The organism is Crossiella sp. SN42 (genome assembly GCF_023897065.1).
In the GTDB taxonomy this organism is placed as follows: domain Bacteria; phylum Actinomycetota; class Actinomycetes; order Mycobacteriales; family Pseudonocardiaceae; genus Crossiella.
Genome location: NZ_JAMHIV010000024.1, coordinates 1 through 16,733 on the forward strand (window position 1 = coordinate 1; position 16,733 = coordinate 16,733).

The window sequence follows — 16,733 nt, forward strand, 5'->3', positions numbered from 1 at the left end:
GGTGTGGGCGCGGGGCTGGGTTGTGGGTTTGAGAGGCGAGGCGGCTGGCGGTCTGGGGTCGTTTCTGGGGCGGGGTGCTGCGTGTTGCTGAGACCGGCTCTGCTCGGTGGGCCGGGTTGGCTGGGCGTGGCCGTTGGTTGCGGCCGTGGCTTCGGGTGAAGGGTGGCGCTTGTCCGGGCCGCTGGTTCCCCGCCCGCGCCTCCGCTTCCTCTGCGGAACGCTTTTCGGGGCGAAAAGGTTGCTTTCCGTCTTGATCTTGGGGGCGGGTTGGTGGGGAGCGTGGGGTGTTGGGGTGGAGTTGGGGGCTGGGGTGGCGGGGGTTCGTGGGGTCGGGCGGGGTTCGTGGTCTCATTGGGAGTCGTGTGGGGCGGTCGCCGTTTCACGTGAAACGGCGACGGATGGGACGGGGTGTGGGCGTGGTTTCACGTGAAACGGTGGCGGTGCCGGAGGTTGCGGCGCGTGTCTTTGGGGACCGGCTTGGGTTGGCGGTGCGGTTCGCCGAGATGCTCATCGAGCAGGGTGAGACTCGTGGACTGATCGGGCCCCGTGAGGTTGAGCGGGTGTGGGATCGGCACATGTTGAACTCGGCGGTGGTCTCCGACCTTCTGGCTCCGAACGCCTCGGTGGTTGACGTGGGTTCTGGGGCCGGGCTTCCTGGGTTGCCGATGGCGATTGCTCGGCCCGATGTGTCCATCACGTTGTTGGAGCCGATGGCTCGGCGGGTGGCTTGGCTGACCGAGGTCGTGGAAGAGCTGGATCTCGATGTGACCGTTGTCCGGGGCCGCGCTGAGGAGAAGGCCGTTCGGGAACAGCTTGCTGGCGCCGATGTAGTGACTGCGCGGGCAGTCGCTCCATTGGCGAAGTTGGCTGGGTGGTGTCTTCCGTTGACCCGGCCCGAAGGGCAGCTGCTGGCGTTGAAGGGGTCCAGTGCGGCTGAGGAGTTGGCGCGGGATGAACAGGCTGTGGCGGCGGTGGGGGGCGTGAACGGTCGGATTGTGGTGTGCGGGGAAGGGGTTCTTGAGGTGCCGACGACGGTAGTTGTGGTCGATCGTGCTCCAGGGCGTGACGGGAAGCGTCGGAGAAGGAAGGATCGGGGATGAGGCCGGAGTCGCCCCTGTTTTCGCATCCGGAGCGCGAAACGGCCGCTGTTCCACGTGAAACACTCGCACCGGATTCGGTGACACCCCACGCGCCCGAGGAGAGCACCGTGTGGACCCCCATTGCCGAGGAAGCCGAGCGCGCCACCCGCGTTCTTCACCCCGACGCCCTGCAGTTGCCGCGCCCAGCCCGGCGCCGCGTCCTCACCGTGGCCAACCAGAAGGGCGGCGTCGGTAAGACCACCAGCACGGTCAACCTGGCCGCCGCGCTCGCCCTGCACCACCTCAAAGTCCTGGTGATCGATCTCGACCCGCAGGGCAACGCGAGCACCGCCCTCGGCGTCGAACACCGCTCCGGCACCCCCTCCATCTACGAGGTGCTGATCGGGGAGATCTCGCTCGCCGACGCCGCCGCGCCGAGCAACCAGACCGACAACCTGGTGTGCGTGCCGGCCACCATCGACCTGGCCGGCGCCGAGATCGAGCTCGTCTCGATGGCCTCCCGCGAGTCCCGGCTCAAGGAAGCCCTCTCTCCCGAGGCGCTCGACTCGCTGCAGCCCGACTACGTCTTCATCGACTGCCCGCCCTCGCTCGGCCTGCTCACGTTGAACGCGATGGTCGCCGCGCAGGAAGTCCTCATCCCGATCCAGTGCGAGTACTACGCGCTGGAGGGACTGAGCCAGCTGCTGGGCAACATCGAGCTCGTGCAGCAGCACCTGAACCCGGACCTGGACGTGTCCACCATCCTGCTCACCATGTACGACGGCCGGACCAAGCTGGCCGACCAGGTGACCACCGAGGTGCGCAACCACTTCCAGGAACGTGTCCTCAAGACCGTGATCCCCCGCAGTGTGAAGGTCTCCGAGGCGCCTGGCTTCGGGCAGACGATCATCACCTACGACCCGGGTTCGCGGGGCGCGATGAGCTACCTCGACGCAGCCAAGGAACTCGCCGTACGCGGCGCCGAGATGGGAACTACATGACAGAACGAAAGGGCGGGCTCGGCCGAGGTCTCGCCGCACTGATCCCCAGCGGCCCGCCGCCCGGTGCGGCGGGCGCCTCCTCCCCCGCCGCCACCGCGGTGGCCTCCCGGCCCAAGGGTGAGGCGGCGGAGCCGGAGACCTCGGTGGCCGGTGCGGTCTACCGCGAGGTGCCGACCGCGGCGATCAAGCCGAACCCGAAGCAGCCCCGGCACGTCTTCGACGAGGACGCGCTGTCCGAGCTGGAGCACTCGATCCGCGAGTTCGGGCTCATGCAGCCCGTCGTGGTCCGGGAGCTCGGCAAGGGTCAGTACGAGCTCGTCATGGGCGAGCGGCGGCTCCGGGCCTCGCAGCAGGCGGGGCTGGACCGGATTCCGGCCATCGTCCGGCAGACCGCCGATGAGGCGATGCTGCGGGACGCGCTGCTGGAGAACATCCACCGGGTGCAGCTGAACCCGCTCGAAGAGGCGGCGGCCTATCAGCAGCTGCTGGAGGAGTTCGAGGTCACCCACGAGGAGCTGGCCGGCCGGATCGGCCGCAGCCGCCCGGTGATCACCAACACCATCCGGCTGCTGAAGCTGCCCCTCCCCGTGCAGCGCCGGGTCGCCGCCGGGGTGCTCTCCGCCGGGCACGCCCGCGCCCTGCTCGGGCTGGACGACCCCGGCCGCCAGGAGGACCTGGCCGCCAAGATCGTTGCCGAGGGTCTGTCGGTGCGCGCCACCGAGGAGGCCGTGGTGCTCGCCAAGAGCGAGCAGCCCGCCAAGGCCAAGCCGGCGGCGCGCAAGCCGATCCAGGCCCCCGGCCTTCAGGACCTCGCGGAGAAGCTGTCGGACGCGTTCGACACCCGGGTCAAGGTCGAGCTCGGCCGGCGCAAGGGCCGGATCGTGCTCGAGTTCGGCTCCGTGGACGACCTTGAGCGCATCGTGGAGCTGATGGGACATAACGGGACAAAACGGGCACAGCAGGGCGGCTAGCCAGGGTATTGCCGACTTATGTCACGGTGACGTTTTCAGATGGGAACGTCTGTCAGCTGCGGGCGAGCGCTCGCTCGACCAGGGTGCCGAACACCTCACCGAGCGAGCGCCCGGCGGCCTCCACCGCCATCGGCACCAACGAGGTCTCGGTGAGTCCCGGCGAGACGTTCACTTCCAGGAAGTGCACCGTGCCGTCCGGCGCCACGATCGCGTCCGTGCGGGAGATGTCGCGGAGGCCGAGCAACTGGTGCGCGGCCACCGCCAGCTCCCCCACCGCCCGCTGGGTCTCCGGCGCCAGCCGGGCCGGCGCGTGGAACGTGGTGAGTCCAGCGGTGTACCGAGCGGAGTAGTCGTACACGCCGTTCTCCGGCAGGATCTCCACCGCAGGCAGGGCCTGGGGCCCCTCCGGGGTGTCCAGCACGCCCACGGCCACCTCAACGCCGGAAACGTAGGTCTCCGCGAGCACGGTGTCCCCGTAGGCCAGGCAGTCCACCATCGCGGCGGGCAGGTCCGCCGCGTCCCGCACCACGGTCGCGCCCAGCGCCGAGCCGCCCTGGTCCGGCTTGAGCATCAGCGGCAGGCCGAGCCGGTCGACCAGCGCGTCCAGCACCGCCTGGGCGCCGAGCACCCGGAACGTGCTGTGCGGCAGCACCACCCAGTCCGGCGTGCTCAGCCCGGCGCGGGCCAGCTCGCCCTTGGCGGTCGGCTTGTCCCAGGCGCGGCGGCAGGCCCTCGGGTCGGTGCCCACGTACGGCACGCCGAGCATCTCCAGCACCGACTGCACCGCGCCGTTCTCCCCCTCGCCGCCGTGCAGCGCGATCACCGCGGCATCCGGCCGGTGCTGCCGCAGCCGCTCCAGCAGCGCGCCGTCGGCGTCCCACTCCTCCACCGTCAGCCCGGTCTCACGCAGCGCGGCGGAGAGCCTGCGGCCCGACCGCAGCGAGACCTCCCGCTCGTGGGACAGCCCACCGGCCAGCACCGCGACCCAGCGATCAGACACTGCACAGCTCCTTGCGTGAATGGCGACGGTCCACTGTGATCGTCCACAGTGGACCGTCGGGAAAAGCGTTGCGGGAAAAGGTCAGGCGGTGTCCGGGGACGGCGACTGCGGACCGGTGGACTGGCGGCGGTGCACCTGGCCGAAGGTGCTGATCAGCTCCAGCTCGCCCTCCAGCACGGTGGCCAGCCTGCGCACGCCCTCGCGGATCCGCTCCGGGGTCGGGTAGCAGAAAGACAACCGCATCTGCCCGTTGCCGGAGCCGTCGCCGAAGAACGCGGTGCCGGGCACGAAGGCCACCCGCTGGGTGACCGCGCGCGGCAGCATCGCCTTGGTGTCAATGCCTTCCGGCACGCTCACCCACACGTAGAAGCCGCCGTCCGGCTTGGTCCACCGGCAGCCGGCGGGCAGGTGCGCCTCCAGCGCGGCGAGCATGGCGTCCCTGCGCTCGCGGTAGACCTCGCGGTAGTTCTTGATCTGGCCCATCCAGTCGTGCTGGGCCAGGTACCGGGAGACCACCGCCTGGGTGAAGGTGGGCGGGCAGAGCGTGGCCGACTCCGAGGCCAGCACCAGCTTCTCCCGCACCGCGTGCGGGGCCAGCGCCCAGCCGACCCGCAGCCCCGGCGCGAAGGTCTTGGAGAACGAGCCGAGGTAGACCACGTTCTCCGGCTCCATCGAGCGCAGCGCCGGGTAGGTCTGGCCGTCGAAGCCGAGCATCCCGTACGGGTTGTCCTCGACCACCAGCACGCCGTGCCGGGCGCAGATCTCCAGCACCTCGGCCCGCCGGTGCACCGCCAGGGTCACGCCTGCCGGGTTGTGGAAGTTCGGGATCGTGTAGAGGAACTTGACCCGGCGACCGGCCGAGGCCAGCGCGGTCAGCGTGCGGTCCAGCTCGCCGGGGATGAGGCCCTCGTCGTCCAGCGGCACGTGCACGACCTCGGCCTGGTAGGCGGAGAAGGTGCCCAGCGCGCCGACGTAGGACGGCGCCTCGGCGACCACCACGTCACCGGGATCGCAGAAGATCCGGGTGACCATGTCCAGGCCGGACTGCGAGCCCACGGTGACCGTGACGTCGTCCGGGTGGGCCGAGATGCCCTCCAGCGCCATGATCTGGCAGATCTGCTCGCGCAGCGCCGGGATGCCCTGCGCGGAGGCGTACTGCAGCGCGGTCTGGCCCTCCGCCGCCATCAGCTGGGCCACGTCGGCCGAGAGCGACTCCAGCGGCAGCGCGGCCAGGTACGGCATGCCACCGGCCAGCGAGACCACCTCGGGGCGGCTGGCCACCGAGAACAGCGCCCTGATCTCCGAAGCCGTCATCCCCGCGGTGCGCGCCGCATAGCGCCTCAGGTGGGGGTCCAGGCTGCGCCCCGCTGCCGCCGCGGCCGGGACAGCGGACGGATTTTGCTGTTCGGGCGTTGAGGCAGGTAGGTTCATGCGGCGCTCCGGTATCGGCGATCGTCCGAGCCAGTCTAGGCCGCCGATGGCACCGATGGCGCCGAGTGTGATCCGGCCTCCCTGTCGAAGCCGGTGCGCTGCGCCTATGCTGGTTCTCGGTGCCCGTGGTGCGCGGGCATGCCGTTCTTGCTGGGAGGTCAGGTGTCGCGACGCGTAGTCGGCGTCACGTTGGACAACCTCGACCACCTGTCCCGGCACTCCCGGGGCTGTGTGTTCTGGGAGCTCGCTCCACACATGAAGGAGCAGTCCGAGGAGTTCGGCCAGACTGAGTTCGACAAGGAAGCCTGGATCTCCGCGGTGTTGCTGGAGTGGGGTTCCTGCGGCCGGATCATCTACGCCGACGGGGTGCCCGCCGGTCATGTGCTCTACGCCCCGCCCGGTGTGGTGCCACGGGCGTCCACCTTCCCCACCTCCCCGGTCAGCGCGGACGCGGTGCTGATCACCGCGTTGCAGGTGCTGCCGGAGTTCACCGGCGGCGGCCTCGGCCGGGTGCTGGTGCAGGCGGTGGCCAAGGACCTGACCAGGCGCGGGGTGAAGGCGATCGAGGCCTTCGGCGACGCGACGCCTGACCAGCCCAACTGCGTGCTGCCCGCGGACTTCCTGCTCAGCGTCGGGTTCAAGACCGTGCGCCCGCACCCGAAGTGGCCGCGGATGCGCCTGGAGCTGCGGACCGCGCTGACCTGGAAGGAAGACGTGGAGGCCGCGCTGGAGCGACTGCTGGGCACGGTGTCCATCAGCGCCACCGCCGGGAGCAAGGAACCGAGCTTCCGCCCCGTCTGAGACCAACGAGAAAGGCCCCCGACCCGGGAAACCGGGCGGGGGCCTTTCTCATTGGCTGGTTCAGGCCGTCTCGGCCTTGGACAGCTCGTACTTGAGCAGGTCGTCGAAGGTGAACGTGCCGGTGGGCTGGTCGTTCTTGCCCAGCAGGTACAGCCGCTTCACCGCGACCAGGATGCCCTCGGCCACCACGTCCCGGAAGGCCGGGTCGAGCAGCCGGCGACGGTCCTCGGGGTTGGTCAGGTAACCGGTCTCCACCCGGACCGCGGTGCAGCGGGTCAGCCGCAGCGAGTCCCAGGTCTTGGGGTGGGTGCCGCAGTCCAGCATGCCGGTGCGGGCGGTCAGCTCGCGCTGGATGAACCCGGCCAGGGCCTCACCCACGGTGGAGCTGGTGCCGTGGCCGCTGCTGCCGAAGTGGAAGGTGGCCACGCCGCGGGCGTGCGGGGAGGAGTTCGCGTCCGAGTGCAGGGACAGGAACAGGTCCGCGTTGGCGCTGTTGGCGAACTGGGCGCGGTCGGACTCCGGCGGGCACACCTGCGGGCCCCTGGAGAGCAGGGCCTCCATGCCGGTGGCCACCATGCGGCCCTCCAGCCGCCTGGCCAGGTCCCACATCAGGTCGGCCTCGGACACGCCGTCGACCACGATGCCCCGGTCGCCACCACCGTGACCGGGGTCGATCACGATCCGCTTGCCGGACAGGCGCGGGCCGGACCGGCGCAGGTGCTCCTGCTCGCGCAGGAACACCGGACGGCCGCCGCGCACCTTGGGCGCCAGCTGGCGCAGGGCGCGCAGCGTGCCAGGCCCGCACATGCCGTCGACGGAGAGGCCGTAGTCACGCTGGAAGTTGCGCAGCGCGTGCTCGGTCTGGTGACCGAAGACGCCGTCCGCGCGACCGGCGTTGAAGCCCAGTTCGAGCAGCCGCTGCTGCAGGGTGAGCACGTCGTCGCCGCTCATCGGCTGGGAGATCAGGTAGGCGAGGTTGCGGTCGCCGAGCTGCCAGCGCGCGTCGGTCAGCGCCCGGTAGGTGTTCGGACCGACGACGCCGTCGGTGATCAGCCCTCGTTGCTGCTGGAACGAGCGCACTGCGTGCTCGACCTGGCCATCGAAGTTGGTAGGCCTGATCTGGCCGTTGGTGGCCGGTAGCAGCCCCAGCTTCACGAGAGTCGCCCGGATCTCGGCGACGGCTGGACCGTCATCACCCCGGCGGAGCAGCAGCATGCACCCCTCGCATGACTCGGGCGCCGGAAATTCGTTCGGCGCGCAGTTGAAGACGTCCTATTGTGCCTTGCGGTTCGAGTACCCACGTGCGGGGCTACTCCCAGCAGTCGTTCCAGCACGAAAACGGCAACCCCGGCCTGCGGTTCACCATCCCGAGCGGCAGAACCACTCATCAGGATGACGAAGAACCGCGAACCGGGGTTGCACGATCCAGCTGGGGACTTTACGCCAGGTTCACCTGAACTAACTCATCGCACAGGTCAGCGCAGCGGGCGGGCCCTGGGGTAGGACTCAGATCACGTCGCTCAGGTCGTTGAGGATCGCGGCCTTCGGCTTGGCGCCCACGATCGTCTTCACCGGCTTGCCGTCCCGGAAGAGCAGCATGGTCGGCACCGACATGATCTGGTAGTCCCGCGCGGTGGACGGGTTGGCGTCGATGTCCAGCTTGGCGATGGTGATCTTGTCACCGTGCTCGCCCGCGATCTCCTCGAGGACCGGGGCGACCATCTTGCACGGTCCACACCAGGTCGCCCAGAAGTCCACCAGCACCGGCTTGTCGCTCTGCAGCACGTCCTCGACGAAGCTCGCGTCGGACACGACCTTGGTGTTGTTGCCCATCGTCACTCCTTGGTTGGGGGCAGGTGAATCGGGTCTGTGGGGCTCAGCTGACCGCGGCCACGGTCTCCGGCTCGGCGGCTTCCCGCTCGGCCAGCCAGCGCTCGGCGTCCATGGCGGCCGCGCAGCCGGACCCGGCCGCGGTGATCGCCTGCCGGTAGGTGTGGTCGACCAGGTCGCCCGCGGCGAACACGCCGTCGAGGTTGGTGGCGGTGCCGGGCGAGGCGACCTTGACGTAGCCCTCCTCGTCGGTGTCCACCTGGCCCTTGACCAGCGCGGAACGCGGGTCGTGGCCGACCGCGACGAAGAACCCGGTCACCGGCAGGATGGACTCCTCGCCGGTCACGGTGCTCGCCACCCGGACGCCGGTGACGGAGGTCTCGCCGAGCACCTCAAGCACCTTGGTGTCCAGCTGCCAGCGGATCTTCTCGTTGGCGCGGGCGCGCTCCAGCATGATCTTGGAGGCGCGGAACTCCTGGCGCCGGTGGATGATCGTCACCGACCGGGCGAACCGGGTGAGGAAGGTCGCCTCCTCCATCGCCGAGTCGCCGCCGCCGACCACCGCGATGTCCTGGTCGCGGAAGAAGAACCCGTCGCAGGTGGCGCAGGCGGACACGCCGCGGCCGAGCAGCTTCTGCTCACCGGGCACGTCCAGGTAGCGGGCGGCCGCGCCCATGGCCAGCACCACGGCCTTGGCCTGGTAGGTGACCCCGTTCGCGGTGACCGTCTTCACCGGGCCGGACAGCTCGACGGACTCGACGTCCTCGGCCCGCAGCTCGGCGCCGAAGCGCTCGGCCTGCGCGCGCATCTGCTCCATCAGGTCGGGACCCATGATCCCGTCCTTGAACCCCGGGTAGTTCTCCACCTCGGTGGTGGTCATCAGCGCGCCGCCGAACTGGGTGCCCTCGAAGACCAAGGGGTCCAGCTGCGCCCGTGCGGCGTAGGTGGCCGCGGTGTACCCGGCTGGGCCGGAGCCCACCACGATCAGGTTGCGTACCTGCGATGACACCTGGGGACCTCCGTGCCCGTGAGTCGACGTATGCCGGCTTCGTACCGGCACAACGCGATCCTAGGTGCGGCTGTTCCCAGGTGACTTCGACGTCACACCGCAACGGCTAGCCGACGGTGCTGTCCTTGATCAGCGACGGCTTCCCTGCGGCGCAGTCCGCGCCCACGACCAGCAGCCGGGTGCGGCCGGGCGTGGTGGTGAGCAGGACCAGCGCCACCCCTGGCTTGCCGTCCACGGTGACCTGGCGGCCGGCCACCGGGTTGAGCAGGTGGCCGGGCTGGTTGTTGGCCGCCAGGCACGCCTTGAGCTTGGCCTGGTCGCTGAACGGGCCGAACTCCTTGTTGCCGGAGATCCCCGGTGGGATCTTGCCGTCCAGGTCCGCGGACTTGAGCGCGAGCACGCCGTCCCCCGGCGTGCTGGCCACGCTGGTGGGCTGGGCGGTGCCGGTGACCGGCTGCTGTCCCGGCAGCACGGCGAAGATCAGGCCGGTGGCCGCGGCCAGGCCGGCCAGCGCGCCGATGCCCCAGCCGATGGCCTTGGTGCGCCTGCGGCGGGCGGAGGCGAGGTCGACCACCTGGGCCAGCTGCTGCGGCTGCTGGTGGACCTGCGGCGGCGCTGGCGGTGCCAGTGGCGCCGCGCCGGGGCGGGCGGCCATGGCCAACCGCACCTCGTTCTCGATCGCCGCCTCGATCCGGCTGGCCACGTGCTCCGGCATGCGCAGCGGGGGCAGTGCGGCGAGCTCGGCCTGCGTCTCATCAAGCGCGGCCAGCACGGCCCGCGCCTCCGGGTCGGCCTCGATCCTGGGCCGCAGCTGGGCGGCTACAGCGGGGTCAAGGACCCCGGCGTGCAGATCGGCGATGAGATCAACAGACCACGGCGGGCCATCCGGCACACCGGGCCGGCGCTCGTTGGTGGTCATCGTCCCTCCCGTGGACGCCGCGGTGCCATTGCTCCAGCGTCAGGTGAGACGTTCGCACTTGCATCGGGGTTCCGCAGGTGCCCGAGAAGTTTCGCCAGCTTCGCTCTTCCGCGAGCACATCTGCTCTTCACGGTACCTTCGGCGATGCCAAGGATCCGCGCGGACTCGGCCACCGAGTAGCCCTCCACATCCACCAGGATGATCGGCGCGCGTTGCTCTTCCGGCAGCTCGGCCAGGGCGTCCTGGACGGCCAGCGAGGTGACCCGCTCGTCCATGTGGTCCCTGGGCGCCATCGGTTCGCGGTGCGGTTCCTCGGGCATGGGCACGGTCGGCCGGGCCTGGCGGCGCCTCACCCGGTCGAGGCATGCGTTGACCACGATCCGGTGCAACCAGGTGGTCACCTGTGACTCGGCGCGGAAGGAGGCCGCGGCGCGGAAGGCGGAGATGAACGCCTCCTGCAGCGCGTCGGCCGCTTCCTCCGGGTCACGCAAAGTCCGCAGGGCGACGGCCCACATGCGATCCCGATGGCGACGCACGAGTTCGGTGAACGCGTGGGGGTCGCCGGCAGCATGGGCCGCTATGAGGTCCCCGTCCGAGCTAGCCGCGGCTGTCACGCGGCAGAGAATAGCGTCAGCTCATCCTTGTGGATGACGGGCGTTCACCCGGCACGGACGAAGGTCAGCTCCGACAGCTCCGAGACGTTGCGGTCGCCGCTGCCACCCAGGCCGGTGATCCACAGCAACATGAACTTGGTCGCGTCCCCGGCGTTGAGGGCGATCTCGGTGTCGCCCTTCTGCAGGGTGCCGCTGCCCAGCACGGTGGTCTCGTCCAGGTCGGCGTTGCCGGAGGGCGCGCTGCGCACCTCGACCTTGGTGCCCGCGCTCGGTGAGTCGATGACCACCTTGGCCAACTTGGCCGCGTCGGACAGGGTGATCATGACGCCGACGCCGGGCTTGCCGCGCGGGAACTGCTGCCGGTAGGTCATGGTCTTCCAGGTCGAGCGCGGGTCGCCGTCGACCACCCGCTTGATCCGGTGCGGGTTGTCCGGCTCGCCCTGCACGTTGTAGACGTTGACGCTGGCCACGTCCACGGTGCCGCCCGCCTGCACCGGCTCGCTGCTGGGCGGCGTGCTCGGCTGCGCCGGGTTGCTGGTCTCGGCCGGTGGTGCGGTCGTGGTGGGGGTGAGCGCCACGGTCGGGCCGGAGCGGGTCTCCGGGGTGGCGAACATGCCGATCACGGACAGGCCGATCCAGGCCAGGATGCCGACGGTGGCCACGGTCAGCAGGGTCATGCCGACCGCGAGCTTGCGCCGCCTGCTCTTCTCGTCGCGCTTGTCGTCCTCCTCGACGCCGACCGCCGAGTACTCCTCGGTCAGCGCGGCCTCCTGGGCACGCAGCGCGGCGGCCTCGGCCTCCGCGGCCGCGGTCTGCTCCAGCACCCGCAGGATCGCCGCGCCGGTGCGCAGGCCGCCGATGCTGGTGTCCACCAGGCTGCGCACCGCGACCGTGGACAGCTCGTGCGGCACGGTGGGGTGCAGCGTCTGCGGGGAGACCACGGTGCCGTCCGGGCCGGTGGGGGCCGACGGCAGGGTGTTCGGGCCGCCGTCGAGGGCCCAGCGGCAGGTCAGCATCAGGTACAGCACGGCGCCCAGGCCGCGCACGTCCTCGCGGGCGGTCACCTCGGCCCTGGGGCCGGGGAAGGCCAGCCGGAGCTTGCCGTCCGGGGTGACCCGCAGCCGCTGCGGGTGGTCCACGCCCAGCACCAGTCCGGCGTGGTGCGCGGTCTCGACCGCCGCGGCCAGCGCCTCCAACAGCCGGGACGCGGTGCCGGAGGGCAGCGGGCCCTCGGTGATCAGGTCCAGCAGGTCGGTGCCCTGGGTCCACTCGGCGACGATGATGCCGAGCACGCCGTCGCGCGGGTTGACCCCGTGGCCGGGCCAGAGCACATCGAGGGTCCGGGAGACGCCGGGGTGGGTGAAGCCCGCGCCGTGCGTCGAGCGTTCCAGGGTGCGGCGGGCGCGGGCGGCGGTGTGCTCGTCGGAGGCGTCACCGATCAGCACGGTGAGAGCAACATCACGTCCCAGCGCGTTGTCCCTCGCCCGCCAGAACTGGGCCGGAGCCCGGACGTCCTGGCCGGCCAGCGACAACAGGCGGTAGCGGCCGTCACCGAGAGTCGCACCCGGAACGAAGGCGGCAGCTCCTACCGCGCCGCCGGCTGGATTCCCGTGCGGCGCCGTGTAATCCGGCGTCCCACTCACCGAGCTTTCTCCCGTTCCGCACGTCGTCTGCGGTCGTAACCCCCGACCGCGTGCTGGTGCTCCCGGTCGAGGGTACGGGACGGCGGGCGTCAGCGGCGGCGCAAAAGTCGGGTGATCCGCGACATTGCCGGATTCAGCTCCGTCACCTTGAGTAGCATCATCGACCCGAATGCCACGGCGAGTCCGAGCAGACCGCCGACCACCACAACGATCCAGGCGATCACCCGCGGCGAGGTGCCGAGCGGGGCGAACTCCAGGGTCGCGGTGTGCACCAGCACCACGCTCAGCGCGCCGAGCAGCGAGCCGATGACGGTCAGGCCGAAGGTGCGGCCCAGCCGCCCGGTCTCCAGCCTGCCCAGCCGGACCCGCAGCCAGATGTTCCCGGCCACCGCGCCGACCAGGAACGACATCGAGTTCACGAAGGCGAGGCCCAGCACCATGGTGTGCTCGTCCAGCACCTGCACGCACAGGACGGACAGGCCGATCTTCACCGCCACCGTGAGCAACTGGAGCATGGCCGGGGTGCGGGCGTCCTTCATCGCGTAGAAGACCCGCAGCTGCATCATGGTGATCGCGTACGGCACCAGTCCGAAAGCGGACACCGCGAGCGTGGTGCCGATCTGCTGCGCCTTGTCCAGGGTGTTGGCGCCGTAGAAGAACAGCGCCACGCCGAGCTGGCTGCCGAGCACGGTCATGCCGGCGCTCAGCGGCAGCAGCATGGTGGTCAGCAGCCTGCTGCCCAGGGACAGGTCGGCGACCACCCCGCGCACGTCGTTGTCCGCGGCCGCCTTGCTCATCCGCGGCATGATCGCGGTGAGCAGCGAGAAGCCGAGGATGCCGTAGGGCAGCTGGAAGAGCTGCCAGGCGAAGTTGTAGGCGGTCATGCTGCCGGGCACCGCGGCGGTGGCGATCCGGGTCACCACGATCACCCCGGCCAGGCCGAGCACCACGTAGAACACCATCCACAGCGCCAGGCCGCCGAACTCGGTGAGCCTGCGGTCCCAGCCCCAGCGCCACTTGAACCGGATGCCGGCCCTGCGCATCGCGGGCAGCACCACCAGCGCCTGCACCACGATGCCCAGCGTGGTGCCGATGCCCAGCACCAGCAGCTTCGGGTCGCTCATGGCCAGCGGGTTGATGGTCGGGTCGCCCGGCACCAGCAGGTAGACGCCGAGGGTGACCAGCACGACCAGGTTGTTGAACACCGGCGCCCAGGCGGGCAGGCCGAACACGCCGCGGGAGTTGAGGATCGCGGTGAACAGCGCGCCGAGGCCGAAGAACACGATCTCCGGCAGCAGCAGGTAGGCGAAGGCGGTGGCCAGCTCCGGGTGCGCCTTGCCGCTGCTGCCGTCCACGTAGATGGTGGTGAGCAGCGGGGCGGCCAGCATCATGACCACGGTGGCGGCCAGCAGGATCACCGGCGCCATGGTCAGCAGGCGCTGGATGTAGGCCTCGCCGCCGTCGGCGTCCTCCTTCTCCGCGCGCACCAGCAGCGGGACGATGATGCTGGTCAGCACCCCGCCCAGGAGCAGCTCGTAGACCTGGAGCGGGATGGTCATGCCGACCTGGTAGGAGTCGGTGATCACGCCCGAGCCGACCACCACGACCAGCACGATCCGGGACAGGAAGCCGGTGATCCGGCTGGCCAGGGTGGCGATCGCCATCGACCCACTGGCCTTGGCCAGCGAGGGTTGGGCCTTGGCCGGGGCCGGCTTGTCCATCTGCCTCGTCTCGCTCACGCGGCGCTGTCCTGTTTGCCGGAGCGCAGGCGGCGGATCAGCCTGCGGGCCACCAGCAGCACCAGGGCCGCGCCCGCGGTGACCGTGATGCCGAGGGTGATGGTGCCGTACGCGGTGGAGATCAGGGTGATCCGGTTGGCCTCGCCGCCGCGGCCCAGCGGGGTGCCGTTGATGGTCTGCAGCAGCGCGTCCACCGAGAACTGGCCACCGCGGGTGATCTCGGTGGGCACCCGGATCGGCAGGTTGCTGTTCGCGCCGATGGTCAGGTCGTTGACATCGCTGGTGCGCAGGCCCTGGGTGCTGCTGAAGGTCACCCGCACCTTGATCACCACCGGCAGCTTGTTGCTGATGGTCAGCGGCAGCGGGCTGTCCGAGGAGGCCAGGTAGTACGGGCCGGGCGGCTGCACGATGCGCACCTGGGAGACCAGGTACTCCAGCTGGTCGCCGACCAGCGAGGAGGCCGCGCCGCCCGCGGAGTTGTTGCCGCGCCAGGCCCCGGAGGCGGCCCGGACCATGCCCAGGTCCAGCGGTTCGATCAGCGAGGCGGGCGAGGTGCCCTTGACGCCGTCGCTGCTCATCGCCGACAGCAGGTCCCTGGACCGGTCGCGCATGGCGCGCAGGTCGCCGGTGATGCTGGGTGAGATCTCGGCGCCGGTGGCGTCCACCGGGTAGGTCAGGCCGACGGTGCGGCCGCCGTTGGCGACCTGCTCGTTCAGCCCGCGCGGGGTGACCAGCCTGCCGCCGAGCAGGTGCTGCATGGACTGCAGGAACGCGGTCAGCTCGCCGACCGGGGCCTTCCACCGGCGCGGCGGGGCCACCACCAGCGAGCCGCCGGTCTTGCCCAGCGCGGTGGCCCGGTAGAGCAGCGCGCCCATGCCGTTCTGCAGGTCCAGTGGGCCGTAGCTGGCCGCACCGGACAGTGGCGCGGTGCCGCCGATGGCGTTGCGCACCACCGGGTCGATCGGCACCACGGAGGAGCCCGCCGCCGAGGAGTCGGCCGCGGCGGCCAGCTTGACCGGCGAGGTCACCGTGCGGCCGTCCTGCACCCCGCGTGGTTCCAGCAGCAGGGTGCGGCGGCCGAGGTCGGCCAGGGTGCGCTCGTCGATCACGCCGCCCAGCGGCCACACCATGTCGCCGACGGTCTGGATCTGCAGCAGCTCGGCGACCGCCTTGCTCCGGTCCACCGCCAGCTTCTCCAGGTCGGTGAGCCCCGCCTTGGACAGCGCGACCAGGTCGGCGTCGGCGAAGGGCAGCGCGAGCACGCAGCGGCCCCTGGCGATGCCCTTGAGCCGCTCCAGCCATTTCTGCGCCGCGGTCGAGCCGGAGCCCTCCACGGTGCTGTTGCCGCTGCGGATGCGGTAGACGCCGTTGGTGGTGTCGGCCATCGCGGTGACCGTCTGCACCAGGTCCGGGTCGATCACCAGGCACAGCGAGCCGGCCAGTGCCGAGCCCGAGGGCGCGGTCTGCTCCACCGCGGAGACCAGCTCGGAGAGCCTGCCGCCGGTGGTTAGCGAGCGGGCCAGGTCGTCGTTGGTCAGCACGGTGCCACCGCTGCTGGGCACCCGCACCGGCTGGTCGACGATCGGCCACAGCACGGTGGTGGCGGCCGCGTTCGGCGGGCTGGACAGCGCCGGGCCGCCGGGCACGCCGGTGACCGGCAGCAGGAAGCCGCGGGAGGCGATCCTGGCCTGCTTGCCGAAGTCCGGGGTGCCGTTGACGTTGAACAGCACCGGGTACACGCCGGGCCCGGTGATCTGCAGGACGCTCAGCGGCACCTCGACCCGCACCTGGGCGCTCTGCCCCGGTTCCAGGTCGGTGCCGATCCTGGTGAACTTGGAGTCCGCCCGGTCGGTCGCCGCCTCCCCCGCGACTGCCTCGTTGACCTTGTCCTCGCTGGTCAGCGGGCTGCCGGCCTGGAGCCGGACCATGACGTCGCTGAGCTTGCGGTCGCCGGTGTTGGTCAGCTTGCCCGCGGCCACCAGCTTGTTGTCACCGTCGCCGGTGACCACTCTCGGTTGCAGGGTGTCCAGCTCCAGCGTCGCGGGCTGGACGGGCGCCGGGCCGCTGGTGACGGGCTGGGCCCGCACGTCGTAGGTCTCCGCGCGCACCGGGACGGGCACGGTCAGCACGGTGCACGCGACCACAGCCGCGACCGTGAACAGCCTTTTCACGCCGGCTCCGAAGTCTCACTGGGCGCGCGCACGTGGTCGACCGCCTTGCGCACCAGGCGGCGCTCGTCCACGTAGGCCAGCAGCCCATCCAGTTCACCCAGCGGCACCCACGCCACCTCGGTGACCTCCACGTCCTCGTCGGAAAGCTCTCCGCCCACCGCCTCCAGCAGGAAGTGGTGCACGGTCTTGTGCACTCGCCGGTCCTCGGCGACGAACCAGTAGTCGATCGCCCCGAGCAGGCCCAGCACCCGGCCACGGATGCCGGTCTCCTCGGCGACCTCGCGGACGGCCGCCTCTTCGGCGGTCTCACCCTGCTCGATGTGGCCCTTGGGCAGCGACCACAGCAGCCGTCCTTTTCGATCAAGTCTGCCAATGAGCGCAGCGTGTTCGCGCGCGGCATCCACAACCAGCCCACCGGCGGACACCTCGTCCACCGTACGCAGCCGTTTTCCCCGCTGGCGCCTGGTCCGTCTACCCGGTTTGGCGCCACCGGCGCTGCCGGAGGACGACGGGGGCATGGCGCCG

The 16,733-nt window shown here is 70.7% G+C and carries 15 protein-coding genes; 4 read left to right on the plus strand and 11 right to left on the minus strand.

Annotated elements, in window-relative coordinates; genetic code table 11:
* Positions 1 to 398: 398 nt before the first annotated feature.
* The 3 genes from rsmG to M8C13_RS27190 all read left to right on the plus strand — a co-directional run bounded on the left by rsmG (position 399) and on the right by M8C13_RS27190 (position 3,051).
* Positions 399 to 1,100 carry a 16S rRNA (guanine(527)-N(7))-methyltransferase RsmG gene (gene rsmG / locus M8C13_RS27180; RefSeq protein ID WP_374213160.1) on the plus strand — a complete coding sequence of 234 codons (702 nt, stop codon included), beginning with the start codon at positions 399 to 401 and terminating at the stop codon, positions 1,098 to 1,100.
* 107 nt (positions 1,101 to 1,207) lie between these two features.
* A complete protein-coding gene (locus M8C13_RS27185; RefSeq protein ID WP_374213161.1) occupies positions 1,208 to 2,080 on the plus strand; it encodes a ParA family protein in 873 nt (290 codons plus the stop codon).
* Positions 2,077 to 3,051, plus strand: a complete 975-nt coding sequence (locus M8C13_RS27190) for a ParB/RepB/Spo0J family partition protein (RefSeq protein ID WP_252483549.1) — start codon at positions 2,077 to 2,079, stop codon at positions 3,049 to 3,051. The genes M8C13_RS27185 and M8C13_RS27190 overlap by 4 nt, the downstream gene beginning before the upstream one ends.
* Before the next feature lie 52 nt (positions 3,052 to 3,103).
* Here M8C13_RS27190 and M8C13_RS27195 read toward each other — a convergent pair whose 3' ends face one another.
* Positions 3,104 to 4,051 (minus strand): D-alanine--D-alanine ligase, encoded by a 948-nt coding sequence (locus M8C13_RS27195; protein ID WP_252483550.1) that lies wholly within the window; start codon positions 4,049 to 4,051, stop codon positions 3,104 to 3,106.
* A gap of 81 nt (positions 4,052 to 4,132) precedes the next feature.
* The gene (locus M8C13_RS27200) at positions 4,133 to 5,482 is read right to left on the minus strand and encodes a PLP-dependent aminotransferase family protein (protein WP_374213162.1); all 1,350 of its coding nucleotides are present in this window, start codon (positions 5,480 to 5,482) and stop codon (positions 4,133 to 4,135) included.
* A 162-nt stretch (positions 5,483 to 5,644) separates the two neighbouring features.
* Here M8C13_RS27200 and M8C13_RS27205 point away from each other — a divergent pair, with 162 nt between their 5' ends.
* Positions 5,645 to 6,283, plus strand: a complete 639-nt coding sequence (locus M8C13_RS27205; protein WP_252483551.1) for a GNAT family N-acetyltransferase — start codon at positions 5,645 to 5,647, stop codon at positions 6,281 to 6,283.
* 60 nt (positions 6,284 to 6,343) lie between these two features.
* Here M8C13_RS27205 and M8C13_RS27210 read toward each other — a convergent pair whose 3' ends face one another.
* From M8C13_RS27210 to M8C13_RS27250, 9 genes are all read right to left on the minus strand, one after another.
* A complete protein-coding gene (locus tag M8C13_RS27210) occupies positions 6,344 to 7,498 on the minus strand; it encodes an N-acetylmuramoyl-L-alanine amidase (protein ID WP_252483552.1) in 1,155 nt (384 codons plus the stop codon).
* A gap of 291 nt (positions 7,499 to 7,789) precedes the next feature.
* Entirely contained in the window at positions 7,790 to 8,116 is a 327-nt protein-coding gene (gene trxA / locus M8C13_RS27215) for a thioredoxin (RefSeq protein WP_252483553.1), read from the minus strand.
* 43 nt (positions 8,117 to 8,159) lie between these two features.
* Complete coding sequence (gene trxB, locus M8C13_RS27220) at positions 8,160 to 9,122, minus strand: thioredoxin-disulfide reductase (protein ID WP_252483554.1); 963 nt, start codon at positions 9,120 to 9,122, stop codon at positions 8,160 to 8,162.
* Positions 9,123 to 9,228: 106 nt separating this feature from the next.
* Positions 9,229 to 10,041 carry a hypothetical protein gene (locus M8C13_RS27225; RefSeq protein WP_252483555.1) on the minus strand — a complete coding sequence of 271 codons (813 nt, stop codon included), beginning with the start codon at positions 10,039 to 10,041 and terminating at the stop codon, positions 9,229 to 9,231.
* Positions 10,038 to 10,655, minus strand: a complete 618-nt coding sequence (sigM, locus tag M8C13_RS27230; RefSeq protein WP_252483556.1) for an RNA polymerase sigma factor SigM — start codon at positions 10,653 to 10,655, stop codon at positions 10,038 to 10,040. The genes M8C13_RS27225 and sigM overlap by 4 nt, the downstream gene beginning before the upstream one ends.
* Before the next feature lie 44 nt (positions 10,656 to 10,699).
* Positions 10,700 to 12,298: a protein kinase family protein gene (locus tag M8C13_RS27235; protein ID WP_252483557.1), complete on the minus strand. Its 1,599-nt coding sequence runs from the start codon at positions 12,296 to 12,298 to the stop codon at positions 10,700 to 10,702.
* An 89-nt stretch (positions 12,299 to 12,387) separates the two neighbouring features.
* The gene (gene murJ / locus M8C13_RS27240) at positions 12,388 to 14,037 is read right to left on the minus strand and encodes a murein biosynthesis integral membrane protein MurJ (RefSeq protein ID WP_252483558.1); all 1,650 of its coding nucleotides are present in this window, start codon (positions 14,035 to 14,037) and stop codon (positions 12,388 to 12,390) included.
* Entirely contained in the window at positions 14,034 to 16,208 is a 2,175-nt protein-coding gene (locus M8C13_RS27245; protein WP_252483559.1) for a DUF6049 family protein, read from the minus strand. Before M8C13_RS27245 ends, murJ begins: the two co-directional genes overlap by 4 nt.
* Positions 16,205 to 16,726 (minus strand): NUDIX hydrolase, encoded by a 522-nt coding sequence (locus M8C13_RS27250; RefSeq protein WP_252483560.1) that lies wholly within the window; start codon positions 16,724 to 16,726, stop codon positions 16,205 to 16,207. Before M8C13_RS27250 ends, M8C13_RS27245 begins: the two co-directional genes overlap by 4 nt.
* Positions 16,727 to 16,733: the final 7 nt, after the last annotated feature.